This window comes from Reyranella sp. (assembly GCF_965229815.1).
Lineage (GTDB): Bacteria > Pseudomonadota > Alphaproteobacteria > Reyranellales > Reyranellaceae > Reyranella.
In genome coordinates this window covers 466,462-485,561 of record NZ_CBDDJN010000006.1, presented here as the reverse complement: position 1 = coordinate 485,561, position 19,100 = coordinate 466,462, and the positions used below count along the sequence as shown (strand labels likewise).

The window sequence follows — 19,100 nt, the reverse complement described above, 5'->3', positions numbered from 1 at the left end:
TAAGCCAAAAGTGACACCCCGCCTCTGGGGGTGGAAAGGCGTCACTTTACCGGTCCGGCGACCTTGGTCTGCCGGACTTTTTTCTGTCCGCGCGCCTTGAAGGGTCGGCATCCAACCGTTACATAGCGGAACATGGATACTGACCAGTCAGTCATTGAGATTGCCGAGCCCCCACGGACCCGGCGTCCCGAGGACCGTGCCCGCGAGATCACCCGGGCGGCGCTCGAACTGTTCGTCACCAAGGGTTTCTCGGCCACCAAGCTCGAGGAGGTGGCCAAGGCCGCCGGCGTCAGCAAGGGCCTCCCCTACCTCTACTTCAAGAGCAAGGAAGAGCTCTTCAAGGCGGTGATCGTCGAGGCGATCGGCGAGCCGCTGGTCCGGGCCAACGAGATGGTCGACGCCTTCGAAGGCTCGACCGAGGCGCTGCTCTGCGAGCTGATCGACAAGTTCCGGGCCTTCGCCGAGAGCCCGATGGGCGGTGTCATCAAGCTGATCCTGGCCGAGGCCGGCAACTTCCCGGACGTCGCGCGCTTCTACTGCTCGAACTTCGACCTGCGCGGTCGCGAGCTCTTTGCCAAGGTGCTGCGCCGCGGCGTCGCGCGCGGCGAAGTCCGGCCCATCGCCGACATCGAGATGACGGCGATCCTGCTCGCCCAGCCGATCGCCATGCATTCCGTCTGGCTGCGCTCGCTGGCGCCCTTCGACGAGACCCATCCTGCCGACAGCGAGCGCTACTACGCCGCCTACCTCGACTTCATCCTGCGGAGTCTCCGCCCATGACCCTCAAGCGCAAACTGGTGCTCGCCGGCGTCGCCGCGCTCGTCGTGATGGCTGCCGCGGCCTTCGCGTGGAAGAGCGGCATCGCGCCCGATACCGGGAATACGCCCGCCGCCCGCACCGCCGCCGCCCAGCCGGCCGAACGCACCCTCGAGCTGATCGAGCCGGAGCTGCACACCATCAAGCCGCGCGGCCTCGTCGACGTCGTCCGTTTCACCGGCACGACCCAGCCGATCGAGCAGACGATCGTGAAGGCCCGGGTCGCCGGCCGGCTGGCCGACGTGCTGGTGCGCGAGGGCGACCGCGTGACCAAGGACCAGGTCGTGGCGCGCTTCGAGAACCATGAGCTCCAGGTCCGCGTCAACGAGCGCCAGGCGGCCCTCGAGGCCGCCCGCGCCGACGCGCGCTGGACCGCGCGCGACCTCGCCGACAAGGAGACGCTCGCCAAGCGCAACATCGTCGCCCAGTCCGCCCTCGATGCCGCCCGCTCGGCGGCGCAGAACAAGGAATCGATGGCGAACGTCGCCGAGGCGCAGCTCCAGATCGCCCAGAAGAACCTCGCCGACGCCCAGGTGCGCGCCCCGTTCGACGGCGTGGTCGGCGACCGCATCGCCAACCAGGGCGAATCCCTGCCCATCGACGGCAAGATCCTGACCCTGCTCGACACCAGCCACGTCGAGGTCGCCGCCCAGATGCCGGCCGCCGACGTCGTGCGGCTAAAGGTCGGCCAGACCGCCAGGATCACCCTCGAGGGCTTCGGCGAGCACGAGTTCAACGGCACGATCACCCGTATCAGCCCGACCACCCAGTCCGGCTCGCGCTCGATCCCCGTCTATGTCGAGATCACAGACCGCCACGAGGCGCTGCGCGGCGGCCTGTTCGCCACCGGCACGGTGGTGGTCATGGAGAAAGGCCACGCGCTGGCCGTCCCCGTCTCGGCCCTGCGGAAGGACGACGAGGGCGATTTCGTGCTCGCCGTCGAGAACGGCAGGCTGGTGCGCAAGCCGGTGGGCGTGGTGCGTACCTGGTCGCGCGGCGAGCTCGCCGAGGTGAAGGGGCTCGAATCGGGCATGACGGTCGTGTCGGCGCCCCTGCCCGGCCTCAAGGCCGGCCAGGCCGTCAAGGTCCTCGAGACGCGCTAGGCGGCCATGAAGCTCACCCGCATCGCCGTCGACAACCCGGTCTTCGCCACCATGATGATGGTGGCGTTGCTGGTCATGGGCCTTTTCTCCTATCGCCAGCTCGGCATCGATCAGTTCCCCAACGTCGACTTCCCGATCGTGGTGGTCACGACCAACTATCCGGGCGCCTCGCCCGAGACGGTCGAGAACGAGATCAGCCGCAAGGTCGAGGAATCGGTCAACGCCATCGCCGGCATCAAGACCCTGTCCTCGCGCTCGCTCGAGGGCCAGTCGATCGTGATCGCCGAGTTCGAGCTCTCGGTGCCCTCCGCGATCGCCGTCCAGGACGTGCGCGAGAAGGTCCAGCAGGTCCGCGTCGGCTTCAAGCCGGAGGTCAAGGAGCCGCTGATCCAGCGCTTCAATCCCGACGACCAGCCGGTCGTGTCGATCGCGGTGAAATCCGACATCCGCTCGGTGCGCGCCCTGACCACGCTCGCCGACCAGGTCATCGTGAAGCGCCTGCAGACCGTCCGCGACGTCGGCAAGGTCACCATCGCCGGCGGCGTGAAGCGCCAGATCAACATCGAGCTCGATCCCGGCCGCATGCATGCGCTGCGCGTCGGGGTCAACGACATCATGGCGGCCATCCGGGACGAGAACCAGAATTTCCCGGCCGGCAGCGTCCAGCGCGGCAACAACGACCGGCTGATCGAGGTCACGGGCCGCATCGCCGAGCCCGGCGCCTTCGCCGACCTGATCGTGGCCCGGCGCGGTCCCGCTCCCGTCTATCTCCGCCAGGTCGCGACCGTCGTCGACGGCCAGCAGGAGCTGGAGAACGTCGCCCTCCTCAACGGCGAGCGCGCGGTCGCCGTCGAGGTCGTCAAGACCCAGGGTGCCAACACCATCTCGGTGGCGCGCGACGTGCGCCACGCCGTGGAGGCGCTGCAGAAGACGCTGCCGCCCGACGTGAAGCTCGAGATCGTGCGCGACAGCTCGCGCGGCATCCAGAACTCGGTCGACAATGTCCAGCAGACGATGATCGAGGGCGGCGTGCTGACCATCGCCATCGTCTTCCTTTTCCTGCACTCCTGGCGCAGCACGGTGATCACCGGCCTCGCCCTGCCGATCTCGGTGTTCGGCGCCTTCATGGTGATGGCGGCCTTCGGCTTCTCGCTGAACGTCCTCACCCTGATGGCCCTCAGCCTCGCCATCGGCATCCTGATCGACGACGCGATCGTAGTGCGCGAGAACATCACGCGCCACATCGGCTTCGGGAAGTCGCATCGCCAAGCGGCGATCGACGGCACCGAGGAGATCGGCCTGGCGGTGCTGGCGACGACCTTCTGCATCGTCGCGGTCTTCCTGCCGGTGGCCTTCATGGGCGGCATCATCGGCCGGTTCTTCTTTCAGTTCGGCGTCATGGTCTCGGCCGCCGTGCTGATCTCGCTGTTCGTGTCCTTCACGCTCGACCCCATGCTGTCGTCGGTCTGGTACGACCCCCAGGCTCACGGCACCGGCCGTTTCGCCCGCCTCGTCAACGCCGCGCAGGAGCGCGCCAATGCGGTCTATCGCGCCGTTCTGGGCTGGGCGCTGCGCTGGCCGAAGGTCACGCTGCTGATCGCCCTCCTGGCCTTCGTCGGCAGCTTCGCCCTCCCCCGCTACATCGGCTTCGAGTTCGTGCCCGAGGCCGATCTCGGCGAGCAGGTCGTCTCGATCGAGACGCCGGTCGGCTCGTCGCTTGAATACACCGAGGCCAAGCTGCGCCAAGTCGACGCCGCCGTGCGCGAGTTCCCGGAGGTCGCCTACACCTACGGGACGGTCAACACCGGCTATGCGCTGGGCAAGAACCAGGGCAGCATCTACCTCAAGCTCAAGCCCCTGAAAGAGCGCAAGCGCTCGCCCAACCAGCTCGCCCAGCCGATCCGCGACCGCCTTTCCCGCATCCCGGGCCTTCTCGTGTCGATCAACGTGCCGGGCGGACCGGGCGGCGGCGTGCAGAAGCAGATCCAGCTGTCGCTGCAGGGACCCGACACTGCCGTCCTCGACCGCATCTCGCAGGAGGTCATGGCGCGCGCCGCCTCGATCCGCGGCATGGTCGACCTCGACCGCAACCTGAAAGCCGCCAAACCGGTCCTGTCGGTGCGGCTGCGCCGCGACGCGGCGTCCGACCTCGGTCTCGGCTCGGCCCCTGTCGCGCACTCGCTGCGTCCCCTCTTCGCCGGCGACGAGACCAGCCTGTGGCGGGCGCCCGACGGCGAGAACTACACGGTCATGGTGCGGCTGCCGGTCGACGACCGGACGGGCGTCGCCGACCTCCAGCGCATCTGGCTCACCGCCGGAACCGAGGCGAACGGCCTTCCGCGCATGGTGCACATCACCCAGATCGCCGACATCGTGAACGACGTCGGCGCCTCCCAGATCAACCGCCGCGACCTCAACCGCGAGGTCCAGATCACGGCCAACGTCTCGGGCCGGTCCGCCGGCGAGGTCTCGAGCGACCTGCAGAAGATCCTGGCCGACACGGTGCTGCCGACCGGCTACCGCTTCGTGTTCGGCGGCTCGACGAAGGACATGGCCGAGAGCGCGGCCTATGCCGGCCAGGCGCTGCTGATGGCGGTGATCCTGATCTACCTGATCCTCGCCTCGCAGTTCGGCAGCTTCCTGCAGCCCATCGCCATCATGATGTCGCTGCCGATGTCGCTGATCGGCGTGTTCCTCGGCCTGCTGATCGCCGGCACGACGCTCAACATCTTCAGCGCCATCGGCTTCATCATGCTGATGGGCCTGGTGACGAAGAACGCCATCCTGCTGGTCGATTTCTTCAACCAGGCGAGGGCGCGCGGCGACGCGGTCCACGACGCCCTGCTCGAGGCCGGCACGATCCGCCTGCGGCCTATCCTGATGACCACGCTGGCCATGGTGTTCGGCATGCTGCCGCTGGCGCTGGGACTCGGCGAGGGCGCCAGCCAGCGCGCGCCGATGGCCCACGCCGTGATCGGCGGCCTGATCAGCTCGACCCTGCTCACGCTGGTCGTGGTCCCCGTGGTCCTGGTCTACATCGACCGTGCGAGCGCCTGGGCCAAGCGCCGCTTCAGCCATTCGGCCGACGAGGCGGCGCGCGCCCACAAGCCGGCGGAGTAGCGCGCGGCAGCGCGCGGATCCCGCCTTCCCGGGCCGCGCGTCTCAATCAGGACGCAATTCCTGGCACGATTCGCGCTATGCTCGCGTCATGCCGGACGCTTCCCCGACCATCGGCCTGCGTGTCGTCGAATCCCTCGCGGGCATAGACGAGCAGGAGTGGGATGCATGCGCGCTGGCGCCCGGTGCCGCCGGTAATCCCTTCCTGAGCCACCGCTTCCTGAAGGCGCTGGAGGATTCGAAGTCGGTCGGGCGGCGCACGGGATGGCAGCCGCAGTATCTCCTGGCCGAGGCCGAGGACGGTACGCTGCAGGGTGCCGTGCCGCTCTACGTGAAGGGCCACAGCCAGGGCGAATACGTCTTCGACCATGGCTGGGCCCAGGCGCTGGAGCGGGCGGGGCGCCGCTACTATCCGAAGCTGCAGGTCGCCGTCCCCTTCACCCCGGTCCCCGGTCCGCGCCTGTTCGCACGGCCGGGGCCCTATGCCGACGGCGTCCGCGACGCGCTGATCGACATGATGGCCAAGCTCGCCGGCGATAACGGAATCAGCTCGGTCCACGCCACCTTCTGCACCGAGGCCGACTGGAAGCGCTTCGGCGAGCATGGCTGGCTGCTGCGCCTGGGACGCCAGTATCACTGGCACAACGAAGGCTACCGCACCTTCGACGATTTCCTCGCCGCCCTGGCGTCGCGCAAGCGCAAGGCGATCCGGAAGGAGCGGGAATCGGTGCGCCGCGAGGGGCTGTCGATCCGGCAGTTGAGCGGCGACGACATCAAGCCCGCCCATTGGGATGCCTTCTTCGCCTTCTACATGGATACAGGCGGCCGCAAGTGGGGATCGCCCTACCTGACCCGGTCGTTCTTCGACATCCTGGGCGACACGATGGCCGACAAGGTCGTGCTGGTCCTGGCCGAGGCCGACGGCCGGCCGGTCGGCGGCGCGCTCAACCTCAAGGGCGACGACACGCTCTACGGCCGCTACTGGGGCTGCCTGGAGAGCCACGCCTTCCTGCATTTCGAGGCCTGCTACTACCAGGCGATCGACTACGCCATCGCCCACGGCCTGCAGCGCGTCGAGGCCGGCGCCCAGGGAGACCACAAGATCCAGCGCGGCTACCTGCCGGTGCCGACCTATTCGGCCCACTGGATCGTCGACCCGGGCTTCCGCCGCGCCGTCGACGACTTCCTCGGCCGCGAACGGCCGATGGTCGAGCAGGAGATCGAAGGGCTGATGCAGTATTCGCCCTTCCGCAAGGAAAACGAGTAGCGCGGCGGGCCGGAGCGCGCCGCGAAGAATCGGCCGTCCCCGAGGAGGTCTGCCGGCCTTCGAGGATTCCGCGCAGCTTACGATCGCGCGGCCTTCAGCTCCTGCCGACCATGAGTAGGCCGAGGAAGAAGACGACGAAAAAGACCAGCGGTTCGGTGGCGCCAAGCGGCGCCTGCCAGCCCGACTTGTCGATGATGAACAACGCCACCCAGAAAACCGCGGTGGCGAGCACCGCGGCCCGGAGAGCGACCCACAGGGGCCGGAGGAACCTCACTCAGCCAGGACGGGTTCTTGGCTGGCCGGCGGCAGCGCGTCGCGCTCCGGCGGCAAGAACGTGAAGTCGAGCTCGGCGCCCTCGCCCTCGCCCTTGACGTCGACGCGGACCGTGCCGCCGCCGTTCGACAGCTTGCCGAACAGCACCTCCTCGGCCAGCGGCTTCTTGAGGTGCTCCTGGATGACACGCCCCAGGGGCCGCGCGCCGAACAGGCGGTCGTACCCCTTCTCGGCCAGCCAGCGGCGCGCGCCGTCCGACAGCTCGATGAAGACCTTGCGGTCGGCCAGCTGGACCTCGAGCTCGGCGACGAACTTGTCGACAACCTTGCCCATGCTGTCCGGCCCGAGGTTGGCGAACTTGATCACCGCGTCGAGACGGTTGCGGAACTCGGGCGCAAACATGCGATTGATCGCGTCGTCGTCCTCGTCGTGCCGCGCCTCGCGGCCGAAGCCCAGGGCCGGCTTGGCGAGATCGGCGGCGCCGGCATTGGTCGTCATGCACAGGATGACGTTGCGGAAGTCGACGGTCCGGCCGTTGTGGTCGGTGAGCTTGCCGTAGTCCATCACCTGCAGCAGCACGTTGAAAACGTCCGGATGCGCCTTCTCGATCTCGTCGAGCAGGATGACACAGTGCGGATGCTGGTTGACCTGGTCGGTGAGCAGGCCGCCCTGGTCGAAGCCGACATAGCCCGGCGGCGCGCCGATCAGGCGCGACACCGAATGGCGCTCCATGTACTCCGACATGTCGAAGCGGATCAGCTCGAGGCCGAGCAGGCGCGCGAGCTGGCGCGTCACCTCGGTCTTGCCGACGCCGGTCGGGCCGGCCAGCAGGTAGGAGCCGATCGGCTTCTCCGGCGAGCGCAGGCCGGCGCGCGCCAGCTTGATCGCGACGGCGAGCTGGTCGATCGCCCGATCCTGGCCGAACACCACCGTCTTGAGGTCTCGGTCGATGTTGCGCAGCATCTCGGTGTCGTCCTTGGACACGCTCTTGGGCGGGATGCGCGCGATCTTGGCGACGATCTCCTCGATGTCGGGCACGTCGATGGTCGACTTGCGCAGGTCGGGCGTGCGGAGCATCTGGGCGGCGCCGACCTCGTCGATCACGTCGATCGCCTTGTCGGGCAGCTTGCGGTCGTGGATGTAGCGCGCCGACAGTTCGACGGCTGCCTTGATGGCGTCGTCGGTGTAGGCGACGTGATGATGCTTCTCGTAGACCGGCTTCAGGCCCTGCATGATCTGCACGGCGTCGCCGATCGTGGGCTCCGGCACGTCGATCTTCTGGAAGCGCCGCACCAGGGCGCGGTCCTTCTCGAAGTAGTTGCGATATTCCTTGTAGGTGGTCGAGCCGATGCAGCGCAGGTCGCCCGACTGCAGCGACGGCTTCAGCAGGTTCGACGCGTCCATCGAGCCGCCCGACGTGGCGCCGGCGCCGATGATCGTGTGGATCTCGTCGATGAACAACACCGAGTTGGGCTTCTTCTTGAGCTCGCCCAGCACCGCCTTCAGGCGCTCCTCGAAGTCGCCGCGGTAGCGCGTGCCGGCCAGCAGCGCGCCCATGTCGAGCGCGTAGATCACCGATTCCTTCAGGACGTCGGGCACCTCGCCCTCGACGATCTTGCGCGCCAGGCCCTCGGCGATCGCCGTCTTGCCGACGCCGGGCTCGCCGACATAGAGCGGATTGTTCTTGGTGCGCCGGCACAGGACCTGGATGGTGCGCTCGACCTCGTGCTCGCGGCCGATCAGCGGGTCGACCCGGCCCTCGCGCGCCTTCTGGTTGAGGTCGACGCAGTAGGCGGCGAGCGCCTCGTTGCCCTGCTTGACCGTGGACTCGCCGCCATTCTCCTCCTCGGAGCCGGTGACGCGCCGGGTGCGGGCGCGTCCCGGCACCTTGGCCTTGCCGTGGCTGATGTAGTCGACGGCGTCGAGACGGGTCATTCCCTGGTTCTCCAGGAACGACACGGCATGGCTGTCGCGCTCGGAGAAGAGCGCCACCAGCACGTTGGCGCCGGTCACCTCCTTGCGGCCCGAGGACTGGACGTGGACGGCGGCGCGCTGCACGACGCGCTGGAAGCCCGCCGTCGGCAGCGGCTCGCTGGCATTCTGGGTGATGATGCCCTTCAGCCGATTGTCGATGAAGGTCTCGAGATCGTGCCGCAGACGGTCGATGTCGACGCCGCACGCCTTGAGCACGGGCACCGCATCCTCGTCCTCGGTCATCGCGAGGAGCAGATGCTCGAGCGTGGCGTATTCGTGACGGCGCTCGCCGGCGAGCCCGAAAGCGCGGTGGAGGGATCTCTCGAGGTTCTTGGAAAGCATCGACATCGGACCACCTCGACTGGAAAGGGGCTGCGTCGCCCCGACTATTCTTTCTCCAATGTGCATTGGAGAGGATGCTGATTCTTGCGCGCGTAATCCACGGTCTGGGTGACCTTGGTCTCGGCGATCTCGTACGTGTACACGCCGCAGACGCCCACACCCTTCTGGTGGACATGCAGCATGATCTGGGTGGCTTCCTCGCGGTTCTTCTGGAAGATGTGCTCCAGGACGTCGACGACGAACTCCATGGGCGTGTAGTCGTCGTTCAGCATCAGAACCTTGTACATCGAGGGCTTCTTCGTACGTGTCCGCGTAAGCGTGAGCGATCCGCTGCGACCGTCTCCGTCCCCCTCCCCGTCCTCACGGCGCGGGGGCTGCGGCGGACCGGCGGGCGGTTCTTTGGGACCGCCGAGCGTCTCGCCGTGGAGGCGCCAATCACTGTCACTACGCACGAGGGCCATCGTCCAGATCATACTCCCCAAGAAGACCGAGCCACGATGAGTATATAGGCAGGCTCGGCGATTCCGCTACCTCGGCCTGTCCCTGCTCATGACACCGAGCAAGGATCACGCCGATCCCGCGAGACCGCGACACGAACCGCGCGTTTCGCTACGCGTCGCCGCAGCAGTGCCGCCTTGCCGGTCGCCTCGGCGGACAGGGATCCGTACCTTCGTGACCCACCGCGCGCTCCATTGTACATCAGCCCGGCAAATTCCCGCGACGACCGGACCTGCCGGCGCTTGAAACGCGGCCGCCCGCTAGCGGGGACGCAACCCGTCTCTTCCGACCGTCAGCGTCCACTGGTTGGACCTCATATGGTCGACCGGCGCGTTCCAGTCGCGACGCAGCTCGGCGGGCAACAGCTTGCGCGGCGGATTGACCGGAACGGGCACGGTGTCCCACGAGAAGAGGCGCGCCGCGAACTTCACGTCGGCAAAGCCGTCGGTCGGGTAGTGGTAGGCTTGGAAGCCCCACCGGCCGTTGCGGCAGGAGGCCACCGTCCACCAGAAGTCCACGTCCGGCAGGCGCAGCCCGTCCCTCGGCGGGCCGAAGGCGGCGCTCGCCTCGAGCAGTCCGACCAGCTCGCTGGTCTCGGGCGCCGACAGGATCCGCTCGCCCCGGCGCATGCTCCACGGCTTCAGGACATCGCCGCCGTCCTTCAGCAGGAGATTCGACACCACGCCCTGCTCTGCCAGGACGCCGATGGCCATTCCCGCGGTGCCGTCGGGCTGAAGGAAGATCTCGTAGGTCCTGACCTGCTCGGTGTAGATGGCATTGTAGACGAGCCGTAGCCGGTTGCGGCCGTCCTTGCCGCAGGCCTCCCGGATATCGTCGCCGCCGACATAGGCGAACCAGTTGAAGCTGCGCACGATGGGCGGGGCGACGTAGCGGTCGGCGCGCTGCGCCCAGGCCGTCGCCGGAATCGAGACCAGGGCCAGCAAGGCTGCCACGGCGGTCGCCCATCTCATTCGGACTCTCCTGATCCTCATTCCGGCATTTTCCGGACCAACTGGGGCACAACGGCGGCGGCGAAGGCGTTGCATGCGATCCCGAATTTCAGTATTGTCTCCGAAATTGCCTGTAAGTCTTTGTCCAGGCAAAAGAATTCAGACTTCAGCGAATGGCAATACCGCGATGATTTCCCCTTTCCGTCGCGTCGTGACCGGCCTTTCCTGGCTTGTCGTCGGCATCGCTTTCGTGACCACCAGCGTGGCACCGTTCAATGCCGGTGCGGAAGCCAAGTCCAAATCGGTGAAGCGGGCCGTGCCGCCCAGCAAGGCGCGCGGGAAGTCGCGCGCCCGCCCGGTTGCCGCCTCGTCGACCTGGGTCGCCAATCCGGCGGTGAACGGCAAGGATGCCTACCTCATCCTCGACGCCACGAGCGGGCGGCCGCTCTCCTCCGAGCATGCCGACGACCTGCGTCACCCGGCGTCGCTGACCAAGCTGATGACCATCTACCTCGCCCTGTCGGCGCTCGATTCGGGCCGCCTGTCGCTGGGCGACGGGCTGCCCGTCTCGGTCAACGCCCTCAACGCGCCGCCCACCAAGATGGGCCTGCCGCCGGGCGGCACCGTCAGCGTCCGCGACGCGATCATGGCGCTGATCACCCGTTCCGCCAACGACGCCGCGGTCGTGCTGGCCGAGGCGCTGGGCGGCGACGAGGCGAGCTTCGCCCAGATGATGACGCGCAAGGCCCGCCAGCTGGGGATGAACTCGACCGTCTACCGCAACGCCTCCGGCCTGCCCAACCGCGATCAGGTCACCACGGCCCGCGACCTCTCCCGGCTCGCCTTCGCGCTGATGCGGGATTTCCCGCACTACTATCCGATCTTCTCGGTGCAGAGCTATCCGTATCGCGGCCGCGTGCTCGAGAACCACAATCGCATGCTGGGCTCGTACGATGGAGCCGATGGCCTGAAGACGGGCTACACCAACGCCTCCGGCTTCAACCTCGTGATGTCGGCGGTGCGCGACAACCGCCGCCTCATCGGCGTCGTGATGGGCGGCAACAGCGCCAGCCAGCGCGATCGCCTGATGGCGATGCTGATGGACCAGGGTTTCGCCAGCGCCGAATCGATGCGCCTGTCGGCGTGGACCTCGATCCGCAAGCCGGCCTCGGCGCGCTACACGGCCGCCAGCTTCGATCCCAGCCTCATCATCCCCGAGAGCGCGCCCAAGCTTGCGGCGCCCAAGGCGCCGGCGCCGCCCCCGGTCCAGGCCGTGGCCGCGACCGCCGCTCCTGTCCAGGCCGAGGGAAGCGCCCCCGCCGCGACCACCCTGCCGATCGGCAGCTGGGTGATCCAGGTCGGCTCGTTCGGGGACTCCCAGGCCGCCCAGCTCGCCCTGGAGCGGGCCTCCTCGGCCCTGACGGCGCCGATCCGATCGAACGCCGCCGCGACCATCGACGAGGTGCAGATGGCCAACAAGACGTTCCATCGCGCCCGCCTGGTGAACCTGTCACAGGCCCAGGCGATCGACGGCTGCAAGCGCCTCGAGAAGAAGAAGATCTATTGCTCGGCTCTCGAGGTCACGGCCTGGAATACGCCGAACGTCCGCTGAGGGCCTTCCTCAGCCGGGCCACGAACGGCCGCTTGTGGCGGCCCTTCCACAGCGCATAGTCCCAGGCCGACGCCGAGGGCTGCAGCCGCATCGCCACCGGTTCGAAGACCGACACCGTTTCCAGCGCGCCGGCGATCCGGACCTTCAGGCGGGCGATCCGGTAGCCCGGCCCCTCGTAGGCGGCGAGGCGCGCGACGTCGCGCGCGGCGAGGCCGCCGACGACCGCTCCCAGCACCGATTCGGCCGGCGAGGGCACCACGACGGGATAGGTCATGCCCTTGGCCCGCCGCCGCGCATGGCCCGCCAGGACCGCCGGCGTGAAGGCCGCAGGCGGCAGGCGCCGGCCGATCACCAGCGCCATGACGTCGTGATCGAGCAACGTCCCGTAGAAGAAGAAGCGCCTCATCCCGGCAACGGCGGCTAGTGGTGCCCGGCGTCGGCGCCGTCGGGCAGGCTGACCCCGCTCGCCGACAGCGCCGCCTTGAGGTCGGCCATGAGGCGATCGAGCGCCGCCTGGTCGGGGCCTTCGCAACGGGCGACCAGCACCGGCTGGGTATTGGAAGCCCGCAGCAGCCACCATCCGTCGGGCGTGGTGACGCGCACGCCGTCGATGCCGGAGAAGGTGGCGCCCGCCTTCTCGAGCCTCGCCTTCACCTCGTGGACCACCGCGAACTTGCGCTCGTCGGGACAGTCGAAGCGCAGCTCGGGCGTATTGACCGGCTGGGGTAGCCCGTCGCGCATCGCAGCCAGGCTCTCGCCGGCGTGCGCCACGATGTTCAGCAGCCGCAGCGCGCAGTAGAGCGCGTCGTCGAAGCCGTAGAACGTGTCGGCGAAGAACACGTGGCCGCTCATCTCGCCGGCCAGCGGCGAGCCGATCTCGGCCATCTTGCTCTTGATCAGCGAATGGCCGGTCTTGAACATCATCGGCTTGCCGCCGGCCTTGGCGATCTCGTCGAACAGGACCTGGCTCGCCTTGACGTCGGCGATGATGGTGGCGCCGGGCTTCTTCTTCAGAACGTCGCGCGCCCACAGGACCAGGAGCTGGTCGCCCCACAGCACGCGCCCCTGCCCGTCCACCGCGCCGATGCGATCGCCGTCGCCGTCGAAGGCGATGCCGAGATCGCAGCCGCGCTTCTTCACCTCGGCGATGAGCTGCTGGAGGTTCGCCGGCACGGTCGGATCGGGATGATGCGCCGGGAAGGTGCCGTCGACCTTCTCGTTCAGCACGAAATGCTCACCCGGAAGCCTGTCGACGACGGCACGGATGGACACGCCGACCGCGCCGTTGCCGGTGTCCCAGGCGACCTTGAGCTTGCGGTCTCCCAGATCCACGTCGCGCAGCAGGCGCGCCGCGTAGTCGGCCAGGACGTCCTTCTTCTCCGTCTTGCCCTGGCCGCTCTCCCAGTCGCCCTTGCCGGCCATGGCGCCGAGCTTCTGGATCTCCTCGCCGAAGAACGACTTCTTGCCCAGCATCATCTTGAAGCCGTTGTAGTCGGGCGGGTTGTGCGAGCCGGTGATCTGGATGCCGCCGTCGGCGTCGAGATGGTAGACGGCGAAATAGAGCATCGGGGTGGCGGCGAGGCCGATGTCCAGCACGTCGACCCCGGCCGCCGTCAGCCCCTCGATGCAGGCGGCCGCCAGTTCCGGCGAACTCAGGCGGCCGTCGTAGCCGAGCGCCACGCGCTTGCCGCCCTTGCGTCGCACGATGGTGCCGAAGCTGCGGCCTATCGCACGGGCGTCGGCCGCGTGGACCTGCTTCCCGACGATGCCGCGAATGTCGTACTCGCGCAGGATGGTGGGGTCGAACTTGTGCGCCGTCTGGCTCATTCGGAAGGCTCCGTTGACGGAAGATCAGGTGCGCGGTGCCGGGCGGCCGACGCCCTCGTAGGCGAAGCCGAGTCCGCGCATCTCCTCGGGATTGAAGATGTTGCGCAGGTCGACGATGCGCGGCTGGCGCATCAGCTGCCGGATGCGGCGGGGATCGAGACCGCGGAACTCGTGCCACTCGGTGATCACCACCAGCACGTCGGCGTCGGTCGCCGCCTCGTAGGCGGTCCTGGCGAAGGTCATGCCCGGCAGCATGCGCGCCGCCTCCTCCATGCCCTCGGGGTCGAAGGCGACGATCCTCGCGCCGGCCGTCTGCAGGGCCGGCACGATGTCGAGCGAGGGCGCGTCGCGCATGTCGTCCGTGTTCGGCTTGAAGGTGAGCCCGAGCACGCCGACCGTGAGCCCGGCGACCGAGCCGCCGCAGAAGTCGATGACCTTGCGCGCCATCCGCCGCTTGCGGGCGTTGTTCACCTCGATGACCTGCTCGACGATCGTCTGGGGCGCGTTGGCCTCGCGCGCCGTGTAGGCGAGCGCCAGCGTGTCCTTGGGAAAGCACGAGCCGCCGAAGCCCGGTCCTGGATGCAGGAACTTGCGGCCGATCCGCCCGTCGAGGCCAATGCCGCGCGCCACGTCGTGGACGTCGGCGCCGACCTTCTCGCAGAGGTCGGCGATCTCGTTGATGAAGGTGATCTTGGTCGCCAGGAAGGCGTTGCCGGCGTACTTCGTGACCTCGGCGGTCTCGATATTCGTGAACACCATCGGCGTCTGGATCAGGTTGAGCGGCCGGTAGATCGCCGACATGACCTCGCGGGCACGCTCGCTTTCGACCCCGATGACGACGCGGTCGGGCTTCATGAAGTCCTCGATCGCCGCGCCCTCGCGCAGGAACTCCGGGTTCGAGCAGACGTCGAACGCCGCGCCCGGCTGGGTCTCGCGGATGATCCGCGCGACCTCGCGGCCTGTCCCGACCGGCACGGTCGACTTGGTCACCACCACGGTGTAGCCACGGATCGCCTCGGCGATCTCGGCGGCCGCGGCATAGACGTAGGTCAGGTCGGCATGGCCGTCACCGCGGCGCGTCGGCGTCCCGACGGCGATGAACACCGTATCGACGTCGCCGACCGCCGCCGCGAGGTCGGTGCCGAACGACAGGCGACCCGCCCGGACGTTGTCGGCCACCAGCTTGTCGAGGCCGGGCTCGTAGATCGGCATCTCGCCCTGGCGCAGGCGGGCGATCTTCGCGGCTTCCTTGTCGACGCACACGACGTCATGACCGAACTGGGCGAAGCAGGCGCCGGACACCAGTCCGACGTAGCCCGAGCCGATCATGGCGATGCGCATGGGTTCAGCCTTTCAGCAGCCGGTTGAGGACGGACCGGGTTTCCGAGGCGGTGTCCTCGCGATGAAGGGCGACCGCCACGTTGGCTTCGAGGAAGCCGATGCGGCTGCCGCAGTCGTAGCGCTGGCCGGCGTAGGTCAGGGCGTGGAACGGCCGGTTGCCAATCATCTTGGCCATGGCGTCGGTCAGCTGGATCTCGCCGCCGGCCCCGGTCTCGTGCCTGTCGAGATGATCGAAAACGTCGGGCAGCAGCACATAGCGGCCGATGATGGCGAGCGTCGACGGCGCCTCCTGCGGCTGGGGCTTCTCGACCAGGCCCGTGATCTCGGCCAGGCCGTCCTTCGCGCCCTTCACGGCCGCGATGCCGTAGCTCTTGGTCTGCTCGCGCGGCACGTCCATCACGGCGACCACGTTGCCGTCGGTCTTCTCGTGGGCCGCCACGAGCTGCGCCGTGCACGAGGGCGCATCGATCGTGAGCTCGTCCGGCAGCAGCACCGCGAACGGCTCCCGCCCGACCCAGTCGCGGGCGCACCACACCGCGTGCCCGAGCCCCAGCGGCTTCTGCTGGCGGGTGAAGATCGCGTTGCCGGGCTTGATGGTGGCGTCCTGCGTCTGCTGCAGCTCGCGCGACTTGCCGCGCTGCTGCAGCGTCGCCTCGAGCTCGTAGGCGGCGTCGAAGTGATCCTCGAGCGCGCTCTTGTTGCGCCCGGTCACGAACACGAACTCCTCGATCCCCGCAGCCAGGCATTCCTCGACGGCGTACTGGATCAGCGGGCGGTCGACGACGGTCAGCATCTCCTTCGGCATCGCCTTCGTCGCCGGCAGGAACCTTGTCCCCAGACCGGCAACGGGCAGGACGGCTTTTCGGACACGCTGCGTCATGCTGGTCGACCTTGGTTCGTGGTGCATTGTCGGGGTTGCGCTTGATGCCATGCCCCCGCCGGCTCTGGCAAGGTCATCCGCCGAGCAGCACATCCTTGGCCCGGTTGATGCGCGCGGCGAGGTCGGCCGTCCCGCCATGGTCGGGATGGGCGCGCAGGATCAGCCGCCTGTGGGCCGCCTTTATGGCGTCGTCGCTGGCGCCTTCGGCGAGGCCCAGCACGGCCAGCGCCTCGCCGCGGCTCATGTCGCCCCGGGATGGCGGTGGCGGCTTCGCCTGCTGCCGGTTCCGCCAGTCGCCGCCGAGTCGGCGGTCGAGATAGGCCTCGAGCACGCGGCGGGAATCGGCGTCGCCCGCGCACTCGCCGTGCAGCTCGAGCAGCTCGGGATCGTCAAGATCGTCGAGCATCCGTCCGGCGAAGCGTCCCGCCAACACCCGCCCGCCGACGTCGCCGGTGGCGTGATCGATCCAGGCCTCGAGGAACGCCGTGCGCGCCTCCGTGCGCTGCCCACTGCCCGGCGCCGAGAACGGGCCAGGCGCCCTCCGGGTGAGGGCCCGGACGACCAGGCCGGCGACGACCAGGCCGAGGACCGGCAGCAGCTCGATCAGCAGCGCCGGGACGAAGCGAAAGCCGAAGAACAGCAGCAGCCCGCCGGCGACCAGGCCGGCGATCACCAGCGCCTTGCGCGCCGTCCGCGCCAGGGCGGTCGGATTGCCGCGCAGGAACCAGCCGATGCCCAGCAGCAGGACCGCGAGAAGGACGACGGCCAGGAAGATGGCCGCCATGTCTCACTGTCGCGCCGGTGCGGGCGCCGGCTCGGACGGCGTCTGTTCCTGCCGCTCACGCTGGATCTGGCGCCAGCGCTCGACGTTCCGGTTGTGCTGCTGAAGGTTGGTCGCGAACGCGTGGCCGCCCTGGCCATCGGCCACGAAGTAGAGGGAGCGGTCGTTGCGGGTCGGATTGGTCGCGGCAAGGATCGAGGCGCGGCCCGGATTGCAGATCGGACCTGGCGGCAGGCCGGCGACCATGTATGTGTTGTAGGGCGAGTTCGACGCGAGGTCGGCCCGCGTCAGCTCGCGGTTCAGCGGCTTCTTGCCCTCGGTCAGCCCGTAGATCGTCGTCGGATCGCTCTCGAGCCTCATCCGGCGGCGCAGCCGGTTGATGTAGACGGCGGCCACCTTGGCCCGCTCCGCCGGCACCGCTGTCTCCTTCTCGATGATCGAGGCGAGCGTCAGCGCATCCTTGCGATTGGCCAGCGGCAGGCCGGCCGCGCGCTTGCGCCAGGCCTCGTCGAGCGTCTTCTCCATCGCCTCCTTCATGCGCAGCAGCAGCCCGTCGCGGGTGTCGTCGCGCGAGTAGAAGTAGGTCTCGGGCAGCAGGTCGCCTTCCTTGACGTCGAGCGTGATGTCGCCGCTCAGGGCATCGGTCTTGCGCACGAGGTCGAGGACCTCGGCGGTGGTCATGCCCTCCGGGATCGTCAGGCGCCGCTGCACCTGCTTGCCCGCCTGCAGGAGCTCGAGCAGCCCCCACATGGAGATATGCGCCGGGATCTCGTACTCGCCGGCCTTGATGGGCTTCGGCGTCGGATCGATCATCACCGCGATCCGGAACAGCCGGCCGTGGTCGATCACGCCCTCTTCCTGCAGCACCTTGGCCATGGTGGCCGGCCCGGCGCCGCGCGGAATGACGATGTTCTTGGTCTGGGCCAGCGGTCCGGGCGTCGCCAGCAGGCGGCTGCCGAGCCACAGCCCCCCGCCGATCACCGTGACCAGCAGGGCGACGAAGAAAAGGACCCACCGAAAATAGCTGAGCACGCCCAGCTCACGCTCAGACGGGGCCGAAGATCAGCGAGGCGTTGGTGCCCCCGAAGCCGAACGAGTTGCTGAGCGCATGCCGGACCTTGCGCTGCTTTGCCTGCTTGGGCACCAGGTCGATGTCGCAGCCCTCGTCGGGTTCGTCGAGATTGAGCGTCGGCGGCACAGCCTGGTCCTGAATCGACTTGATAGAGTAGATCGCCTCGATCGCACCCGCCGCGCCCAGCAGATGGCCGGTGGCCGACTTGGTCGACGACATGGACAGCTTGTAGGCCGCATCGCCGAACGTCTTCTTGACCGCACCGAGCTCGATCGTGTCGGCCATGGTCGACGTGCCGTGCGCGTTGACGTAGTCGATCTCGTCGACGTTGAGCTTCGCCCGCTTCAGTGCCGCCCTCATGGCGCGCATGGCGCCGTCGCCGTCCTCGGCAGGGGCAGTGATGTGGTAGGCGTCGCCCGACAGGCCGTAGCCCAGGATCTCGCCGTAGATCTTGGCGCCGCGCTTCTTCGCGTGCTCGTACTCCTCGAGCACGACGACGCCGGCGCCCTCGCCCATCACGAAGCCGTCGCGCCGCTTGTCCCACGGCCGCGACGCCTGGGTGGGCGTGTCGTTGAAGTCCGTCGACAGCGCCTTGCAGGCGTTGAAGCCGGCGATGCCGATGCGGCAGATCGCGGCTTCGGCACCGCCCGCCACCATGACGTCGGCATCCTCGAGCTGGATGAGGCGCGCCGCGTCGCCCATTGCATGGGCGCCGGTGGCGCAGGCCGTCACGACGGAATGGTTGGGGCCCTTGAAGCCGTACTTGATCGAGACCTGCCCCGAGGCGAGGTTGATCAGCGCCGACGGGATGAAGAACGGGCTGACGCGCCGCGGGCCGCGCTCCTTCAGGACCAGCGAGGTCTCGTAGATCGTCTGCAAGCCGCCGATGCCGGCGCCGATCATGACGCCGGTGGCGTTGCGGCCCTCGTCGTCCTGCGGCTTCCAGCCGGAATCCTCGACCGCCTGCTCCGCCGCCGCGAGGGCGAAGACCAGGAACCGGTCGAGCTTCCGCTGATCCTTCGGCGGCATGTAGGCGTCGACGTTGAAGTGGCCGTTGGCCTTGTCGCCGAGCGGCACTTCGCCCGCGATCTTGGTCGCGAGGTCCGTCGTGTCGAACGCCTGGATCGACCGAATGCCGGACTCGGACGCCATCAGGCGGCGCCAGTTGGTGTCGACACCGTCACCCAGCGGCGTCACCATCCCCATGCCGGTTACGACAACACGCCTCATCTGCCGCTTTCCTCGCC

At 68.3% G+C, this 19,100-nt stretch carries 16 protein-coding genes; 5 read left to right on the top strand and 11 right to left on the bottom strand.

Going from position 1 to position 19,100, the window contains the following annotated elements; genetic code table 11:
* The first annotated feature begins 132 nt into the window (after positions 1 to 132).
* The 4 genes from ACO073_RS13640 to ACO073_RS13625 all read left to right on the top strand — a co-directional run bounded on the left by ACO073_RS13640 (position 133) and on the right by ACO073_RS13625 (position 6,303).
* Positions 133 to 780: a TetR/AcrR family transcriptional regulator gene (locus ACO073_RS13640; protein ID WP_421998002.1), complete on the top strand. Its 648-nt coding sequence runs from the start codon at positions 133 to 135 to the stop codon at positions 778 to 780.
* Positions 777 to 1,919: an efflux RND transporter periplasmic adaptor subunit gene (locus ACO073_RS13635; RefSeq protein ID WP_421998001.1), complete on the top strand. Its 1,143-nt coding sequence runs from the start codon at positions 777 to 779 to the stop codon at positions 1,917 to 1,919. Before ACO073_RS13640 ends, ACO073_RS13635 begins: the two co-directional genes overlap by 4 nt.
* A gap of 6 nt (positions 1,920 to 1,925) precedes the next feature.
* Positions 1,926 to 5,039 (top strand): efflux RND transporter permease subunit, encoded by a 3,114-nt coding sequence (locus tag ACO073_RS13630; protein ID WP_421998000.1) that lies wholly within the window; start codon positions 1,926 to 1,928, stop codon positions 5,037 to 5,039.
* Positions 5,040 to 5,127: 88 nt separating this feature from the next.
* Positions 5,128 to 6,303 (top strand): GNAT family N-acetyltransferase, encoded by a 1,176-nt coding sequence (locus ACO073_RS13625; RefSeq protein WP_421997999.1) that lies wholly within the window; start codon positions 5,128 to 5,130, stop codon positions 6,301 to 6,303.
* Positions 6,304 to 6,397: 94 nt separating this feature from the next.
* Here ACO073_RS13625 and ACO073_RS13620 read toward each other — a convergent pair whose 3' ends face one another.
* The 4 genes from ACO073_RS13620 to ACO073_RS13605 all read right to left on the bottom strand — a co-directional run bounded on the left by ACO073_RS13620 (position 6,398) and on the right by ACO073_RS13605 (position 10,361).
* A complete protein-coding gene (locus tag ACO073_RS13620) occupies positions 6,398 to 6,577 on the bottom strand; it encodes a hypothetical protein (protein ID WP_421997998.1) in 180 nt (59 codons plus the stop codon).
* Positions 6,574 to 8,898: an ATP-dependent Clp protease ATP-binding subunit ClpA gene (clpA, locus tag ACO073_RS13615; protein WP_421997997.1), complete on the bottom strand. Its 2,325-nt coding sequence runs from the start codon at positions 8,896 to 8,898 to the stop codon at positions 6,574 to 6,576. Before clpA ends, ACO073_RS13620 begins: the two co-directional genes overlap by 4 nt.
* Before the next feature lie 38 nt (positions 8,899 to 8,936).
* Entirely contained in the window at positions 8,937 to 9,353 is a 417-nt protein-coding gene (gene clpS / locus ACO073_RS13610) for an ATP-dependent Clp protease adapter ClpS (RefSeq protein ID WP_421997996.1), read from the bottom strand.
* A 297-nt stretch (positions 9,354 to 9,650) separates the two neighbouring features.
* Positions 9,651 to 10,361, bottom strand: coding sequence for a hypothetical protein (locus ACO073_RS13605; protein WP_421997995.1), 711 nt, complete (start codon positions 10,359 to 10,361; stop codon positions 9,651 to 9,653).
* A 190-nt stretch (positions 10,362 to 10,551) separates the two neighbouring features.
* On the opposite strand from ACO073_RS13605, the gene ACO073_RS13600 reads away from it, so the two are divergent.
* Complete coding sequence (locus ACO073_RS13600; protein WP_421997993.1) at positions 10,552 to 11,952, top strand: serine hydrolase; 1,401 nt, start codon at positions 10,552 to 10,554, stop codon at positions 11,950 to 11,952.
* On the opposite strand, the gene ACO073_RS13595 is transcribed toward ACO073_RS13600, so the two are convergent.
* From ACO073_RS13595 to fabF, 7 genes are all read right to left on the bottom strand, one after another.
* Positions 11,921 to 12,358, bottom strand: a complete 438-nt coding sequence (locus tag ACO073_RS13595; RefSeq protein ID WP_421997991.1) for a gamma-glutamylcyclotransferase family protein — start codon at positions 12,356 to 12,358, stop codon at positions 11,921 to 11,923. The genes ACO073_RS13600 and ACO073_RS13595 overlap by 32 nt on opposite strands.
* A 14-nt stretch (positions 12,359 to 12,372) precedes the next feature.
* Positions 12,373 to 13,779 carry a phosphoglucomutase/phosphomannomutase PgmG gene (gene pgmG / locus ACO073_RS13590; protein ID WP_421997990.1) on the bottom strand — a complete coding sequence of 469 codons (1,407 nt, stop codon included), beginning with the start codon at positions 13,777 to 13,779 and terminating at the stop codon, positions 12,373 to 12,375.
* Between the two features lie 24 nt (positions 13,780 to 13,803).
* Positions 13,804 to 15,120, bottom strand: a complete 1,317-nt coding sequence (locus ACO073_RS13585; protein WP_421997989.1) for a UDP-glucose dehydrogenase family protein — start codon at positions 15,118 to 15,120, stop codon at positions 13,804 to 13,806.
* 4 nt (positions 15,121 to 15,124) lie between these two features.
* Complete coding sequence (gene galU, locus ACO073_RS13580; RefSeq protein WP_421997988.1) at positions 15,125 to 16,000, bottom strand: UTP--glucose-1-phosphate uridylyltransferase GalU; 876 nt, start codon at positions 15,998 to 16,000, stop codon at positions 15,125 to 15,127.
* 73 nt (positions 16,001 to 16,073) lie between these two features.
* Entirely contained in the window at positions 16,074 to 16,784 is a 711-nt protein-coding gene (locus ACO073_RS13575) for a molecular chaperone DnaJ (protein WP_421997987.1), read from the bottom strand.
* A gap of 3 nt (positions 16,785 to 16,787) precedes the next feature.
* Positions 16,788 to 17,813 carry an endolytic transglycosylase MltG gene (mltG, locus tag ACO073_RS13570; RefSeq protein WP_421997985.1) on the bottom strand — a complete coding sequence of 342 codons (1,026 nt, stop codon included), beginning with the start codon at positions 17,811 to 17,813 and terminating at the stop codon, positions 16,788 to 16,790.
* Between the two features lie 13 nt (positions 17,814 to 17,826).
* Entirely contained in the window at positions 17,827 to 19,083 is a 1,257-nt protein-coding gene (fabF, locus tag ACO073_RS13565) for a beta-ketoacyl-ACP synthase II (RefSeq protein ID WP_421997983.1), read from the bottom strand.
* Positions 19,084 to 19,100: the final 17 nt, after the last annotated feature.

Excerpts from the sequence above, each read along its gene's own strand:
- ACO073_RS13640 (WP_421998002.1), top strand. The coding sequence starts at position 133 with ATGGATACTGACCAGTCAGTCATTGAGATTGCCGAGCCCCCACGGACC.
- ACO073_RS13635 (WP_421998001.1), top strand. The coding sequence starts at position 777 with ATGACCCTCAAGCGCAAACTGGTGCTCGCCGGCGTCGCCGCGCTCGTC.
- ACO073_RS13630 (WP_421998000.1), top strand. The coding sequence starts at position 1,926 with ATGAAGCTCACCCGCATCGCCGTCGACAACCCGGTCTTCGCCACCATG.
- ACO073_RS13625 (WP_421997999.1), top strand. The coding sequence starts at position 5,128 with ATGCCGGACGCTTCCCCGACCATCGGCCTGCGTGTCGTCGAATCCCTC.
- clpA (WP_421997997.1), bottom strand. The coding sequence starts at position 8,898 with ATGTCGATGCTTTCCAAGAACCTCGAGAGATCCCTCCACCGCGCTTTC.
- clpS (WP_421997996.1), bottom strand. The coding sequence starts at position 9,353 with ATGGCCCTCGTGCGTAGTGACAGTGATTGGCGCCTCCACGGCGAGACG.
- ACO073_RS13605 (WP_421997995.1), bottom strand. The coding sequence starts at position 10,361 with ATGAGATGGGCGACCGCCGTGGCAGCCTTGCTGGCCCTGGTCTCGATT.
- ACO073_RS13595 (WP_421997991.1), bottom strand. The coding sequence starts at position 12,358 with ATGAGGCGCTTCTTCTTCTACGGGACGTTGCTCGATCACGACGTCATG.
- pgmG (WP_421997990.1), bottom strand. The coding sequence starts at position 13,779 with ATGAGCCAGACGGCGCACAAGTTCGACCCCACCATCCTGCGCGAGTAC.
- ACO073_RS13585 (WP_421997989.1), bottom strand. The coding sequence starts at position 15,120 with ATGCGCATCGCCATGATCGGCTCGGGCTACGTCGGACTGGTGTCCGGC.
- galU (WP_421997988.1), bottom strand. The coding sequence starts at position 16,000 with ATGACGCAGCGTGTCCGAAAAGCCGTCCTGCCCGTTGCCGGTCTGGGG.
- ACO073_RS13575 (WP_421997987.1), bottom strand. The coding sequence starts at position 16,784 with ATGGCGGCCATCTTCCTGGCCGTCGTCCTTCTCGCGGTCCTGCTGCTG.
- fabF (WP_421997983.1), bottom strand. The coding sequence starts at position 19,083 with ATGAGGCGTGTTGTCGTAACCGGCATGGGGATGGTGACGCCGCTGGGT.